This is a genomic window from Caulobacter sp. HMWF025 (genome assembly GCF_003060965.1).
GTDB lineage: Bacteria > Pseudomonadota > Alphaproteobacteria > Caulobacterales > Caulobacteraceae > Caulobacter.
In genome coordinates this window covers 1-4076 of record NZ_QAII01000094.1, presented here as the reverse complement: position 1 = coordinate 4076, position 4076 = coordinate 1, and the positions used below count along the sequence as shown (strand labels likewise).

Sequence of the window (4076 nt, the reverse complement as noted above, 5' to 3'; positions counted from 1 at the left end):
AGCACGATCTGGTCGCGCTTGCCGGTCTTCTGCAGCCACGAGCCGATATGACGTTCGGTATTGCCCTGGGTCTCGGGGGTGGGCGGGCTGGAATACATCTCGGCGGTGTCCCAGAAATTGACCCCGCGCTCGAGCGCGTAGTCCATCTGGGCGTGGGCCTCGGCCTCGCTGTTCTGCGACCCCCAGGTCATGGTGCCCAGGCAGCAGCGCGAGACCTTGATCCCCGTCCGTCCCAGTTCCGAATACGTCATGCGTCCCACCCTGTTATGAGTCTTGTTGTCCTGCCTATCTAGGGTGTCCTGAAAAGGGCTCAACCGCCACCCTTGCGCAAGTCTGCGCGCACACCGATATTCGAGGGGCGTCCAGATCGGACGCGCCAACAATCAAGGGGCTTACCCTCAATGAACGACCTCAACCGCGGCTATGCGCGCTCGATCCCGATGGATCGCGCCGACATGTCGGTTGACGCCGGCCTGCGCAGCTTCATGCTCGGCGTCTACAACAAGGTGGCCCTGGGCCTTCTGCTGTCGGCGGCCCTCGCCTTCCTGACCAGCGCCTATGCGCCCGTGACGAACCTGCTGTACCTGACCACCGCAGACGGTCGCTTCGCCGGCTTCACCCTGTTGGGCATGATCATCAAGTTTGCCCCCCTGGCCATGATGCTGATCGCCATGTTCGGCATGAAGAACCCCACGGCCCAGTCGTCGGGGATCTTCTACTGGGCGCTGGTCGCCACCATCGGCGCCGGCTCGGGCGTCTGGCTGCTGGTCTATACCGGGGCCTCGGTGTCCTCGACCTTCCTGATCACCGCCATCGCCTTCGGCGGTCTCAGCCTGTTCGGCTACACCACCAAGAAGGACCTGACCGGCTTCGGCAGCTTCCTGATCATGGGCCTGATCGGCCTGATCCTCGCCTCGCTGGCCCAGGTCTTCCTGCAGCTGCCGGGCCTGAGCTTCATCATCAGCATCCTGGGCGTGTTCATCTTCGCGGGCCTGATCGCCTACGACACCCAGAACCTGAAGATGAGCTACTACCAGATGGGCGGTGACCAGCAGTCGATGGCCGTGGCCACCAACTACGGGGCGCTGAACCTCTATCTGAACTTCATCAACCTGTTCCAGTTCCTGCTCAGCATCTTCGGCGCGCGCCGCTAAGACCTGACGTCAGGTTTGCAGTCCAGAAGCCCCGACGGGAAACCGTCGGGGCTTTTTCGGTATGGGGCCCTCCCCGATACGGGGAGCCCTCTCGAGAATTCCGCGCCGGGCCAAACGGGTGAGTAACCGTAGTTCTGTAGATATGTCCGGGACTGCCAATGCTCGGGAGCACTCAGGGCTATGCTGCGATACTCCGTACTGAGTGCCCTGTTCTGTTTTGGCACAGCTGTCTCAACTCCGGTCCTGGCCGCGGATGTCTTTCCGACGACCAATCCCAATGCCGGCGAATGGGCGCTGATCAAGCTCACGCCCAGCCTGGTCTCGCAGGCCAAGGGCGGGGCCGGCGTCACGGTGGCCGTCCTCGACGGCTTTGCCGACTGCCGCCACGCCGATCTGGCGGGCCGGTGCAGCGTTCTCTCATTCACCGGCGGCACTTACACGACCTACAGCAGTCACGGCAGCCACACGGCCGGGACCGTGGCCGGATCGCGCTACGGCGTGGCGACCGGGGCGAGTGTCGTCGACTACGCCGTCTTTGACGACAAGGCCTATGTCGCCACCGGTACCCGCCTGATGGACGCCTGGACCAATGCGGCGGCCCGCAAGGCGTCGGTGGCCAGCATGAGCTTCGGCTGTACGGGCCGGGCCCTGTGTTTCACGGCCGCCGAGGTCAAGGCCATGGCCGGCAGCAGCCTCAGCGGCATGCTGTTCGTCAAGGCCGCCGGCAATGATGCCCTGGCCCTGGCAAGCGAGCGCCTCGCCATCACCGACGCCGAGTCCCGCACCGCCCTGAGCCGCCTGATCCTGGTCGGCAGCGTCAGTGAAAAGGGGACGATCAGCAGCTTCTCGAACCGGGCCGGAGACGGCTGCCTGCTGGCCACCGGGATCACCGGCTGCTCGGCCACCAATCAGTGGAAGTACCATTTCATCGTCGCGCCCGGCGAGGCGATCTATGCCACCCAGCCGAACGGCAGCTATGCGATGATGTCGGGGACCAGCATGGCGACCCCGATCGTCGCCGGCACGGTCGCCCTGCTGGAAGCCCGCTGGCCGGCCCTGAAGGCCCAGCCGGCCTCGGTCGCCAGCCTGCTGTTCAAGACCGCGACGGATCTCGGCGCGCCGGGCGTCGATGCGGTCTACGGGCAGGGCCTGCTCAATGTGACCAAGGCCTTCCAGAACTACGGCACCACCACCGTCACCAGCCCCGCGGGCACCACGGTCGTGGTCAGCAATGCCACGCTCTCGGGCGGTTCGACCTTCGGCCAGACGGCAGCGGCCATCGGCGGGGTGACGGCCTTCGACGCCTTCGGACGCGATTACCGGCTCGATGAAGTCAGCGATTTCAGGGTTCGGCGCACCGCGCGGATCAGCGGCCTGCTGCCGGCCGGCCGGCTGAGCGATCTCGGGTCCCGTGCGGCCTGGACTTCGGACTTCTTCGCTGAAGCCCCGGCCGCCCGCGCCTGGGCCCGGTTCGGCGGCGATGCCCTGGCCCTGACCGAAAGCGGCCTGCCGGACCTGTCCCTGCGGGCCGGGCTCAGCCTTCCGGCCGGTACGGGCTCCGTGCAGTTGCGCCTGACCGGAGCGGCCAATGTCCGGGCCGACCTGGCCAATGATCCCGCCCTGCGCCCGCTCAGCTTCTTTGCGTCATCCGACCTGCTCGGCAGCTCGGGCCTGGCCGGCCTGACCCTGCCGGTCTCGGATCGCGGCCGCCTGATGTTGTACAGCGCCGCCAGCGCCGGCGGCCACCTGTCGCCGGCCTGGGATGATCGCGCACCGGGCCTGACCCCGCGGCGGGCCGTTGACACCGTGTCCCTTCTGCAGACGGACCGGACGACACGGCGGCAGTCCATGATCGGCGTCGGCTACTGGGCCCAGCCCGACGCCCGGACCGTGGTCGGAGTCACCGCCTCGGCCTTCCGGCAGAAGCACGGGCTCTATGACCTCAGCTCGACCCTGGCCCTGTTTGACCGCAACAGCGGCCTCTACAATCTGGGCGTGGCCGGCAGCCGCAGCTACGGGACCTGGGACCTTTACGGCTCGGCTGAACTGACCCGGCTGAAGACCCCGGTACAGGACGGCCCCCTGGCCTTCACGGACGCGACCCTGGCCTCGGCCGAGATCGGGGCCCGGAAGAATGGTCTGCTGTTCCGTCACGGTCCGCGACGGGATGCCCTGTCGGTCAGCCTGGCGGCCAAACCCCACGCCCTCTCCGGCCGCCTGTCGCTGTCCTATCTCGGGGCCTCGGCCGACGGCCTCTCGGTCGAGACCGTCCGGCGCGAGATCCCGCTGGCCAAGCTCACCGGGCGGGTCCTGCGTCTGGAGGGTGGCTACAGCGTACATGAAGGTCGACGCTGGTCGGCGGGCCTGGCCGGCGGTGTCGACCTGACGCGCGCGCCCGAAGCCCAGCTGGTGGCCCGCATGAGCCGGTCGTTCTAAAGGCCGTCTTCAGGCCCCGTAGCCTTAGTCGACCACCGAGAACTTGCCCTTCTCGAACACCTTCAGCACCTGGGCCAGGTCGTGGCCGCGCTTGAGGATCATGCCACCCTGGCCGATCACGGCCCAGGCCCCCTGCTTGCGGGCCAGGGCCGGCCGCTTCTCGACGCGGTACAGCGGGGCCTCGGCCGCGTGGCGGAAGATTGAAAAGACGGCGTAGTCGGATAGGCCGGCAATGCCGTAGTCGCGCCATTCGCCGGCAGCGACCATGCGGCCATACAGGCGCATCAGCTGATCCAGCTCGCGCCGCTCGAAGAAGGTCACCCCGCCCGGGGCCGGGGGAACGGGAAACTGCGGATCCAACGCCATCGGACGAATCCTAACCCCAGTTCGGCGGGTTTGCGAGCGTCACATCACGGCCACGCTTTCGGCAATTGCGACACTGCGGTCACAGGCGGCCCTGAAAGGACCTTAATTTCGACCTTCGCC

The 4076-nt window shown here is 67.1% G+C and carries 4 protein-coding genes; 2 read left to right on the top strand and 2 right to left on the bottom strand.

Annotated elements, in window-relative coordinates:
* A partial coding sequence (locus DBR10_RS10540; protein WP_199225329.1) for an aldo/keto reductase occupies positions 1-251 on the bottom strand: 251 nt, incomplete at its 3' end.
* Positions 252-401: 150 nt separating this feature from the next.
* Between DBR10_RS10540 and DBR10_RS10535 the strand changes: the two genes are divergently transcribed.
* Positions 402-1154 (top strand): Bax inhibitor-1/YccA family protein, encoded by a 753-nt coding sequence (locus DBR10_RS10535; protein WP_108504236.1) that lies wholly within the window; start codon positions 402-404, stop codon positions 1152-1154.
* Between the two features lie 180 nt (positions 1155-1334).
* On the top strand, positions 1335-3590 hold the full coding sequence (locus DBR10_RS10530; RefSeq protein WP_108556326.1) for a S8 family peptidase: 2256 nt from the start codon (positions 1335-1337) through the stop codon (positions 3588-3590).
* 24 nt (positions 3591-3614) lie between these two features.
* Here the strand turns inward: DBR10_RS10530 and DBR10_RS10525 are convergent, their stop codons facing one another.
* A complete protein-coding gene (locus DBR10_RS10525; protein ID WP_108504238.1) occupies positions 3615-3956 on the bottom strand; it encodes a DUF2794 domain-containing protein in 342 nt (113 codons plus the stop codon).
* Between the last annotated feature and the right edge of the window lie 120 nt (positions 3957-4076).

Bases quoted from the DNA above. Each gene is read 5' to 3' on its own strand.
- DBR10_RS10535 (WP_108504236.1), top strand. From the start codon at position 402: ATGAACGACCTCAACCGCGGCTATGCGCGCTCGATCCCGATGGATCGC.
- DBR10_RS10530 (WP_108556326.1), top strand. From the start codon at position 1,335: ATGCTGCGATACTCCGTACTGAGTGCCCTGTTCTGTTTTGGCACAGCT.
- DBR10_RS10525 (WP_108504238.1), bottom strand. From the start codon at position 3,956: ATGGCGTTGGATCCGCAGTTTCCCGTTCCCCCGGCCCCGGGCGGGGTG.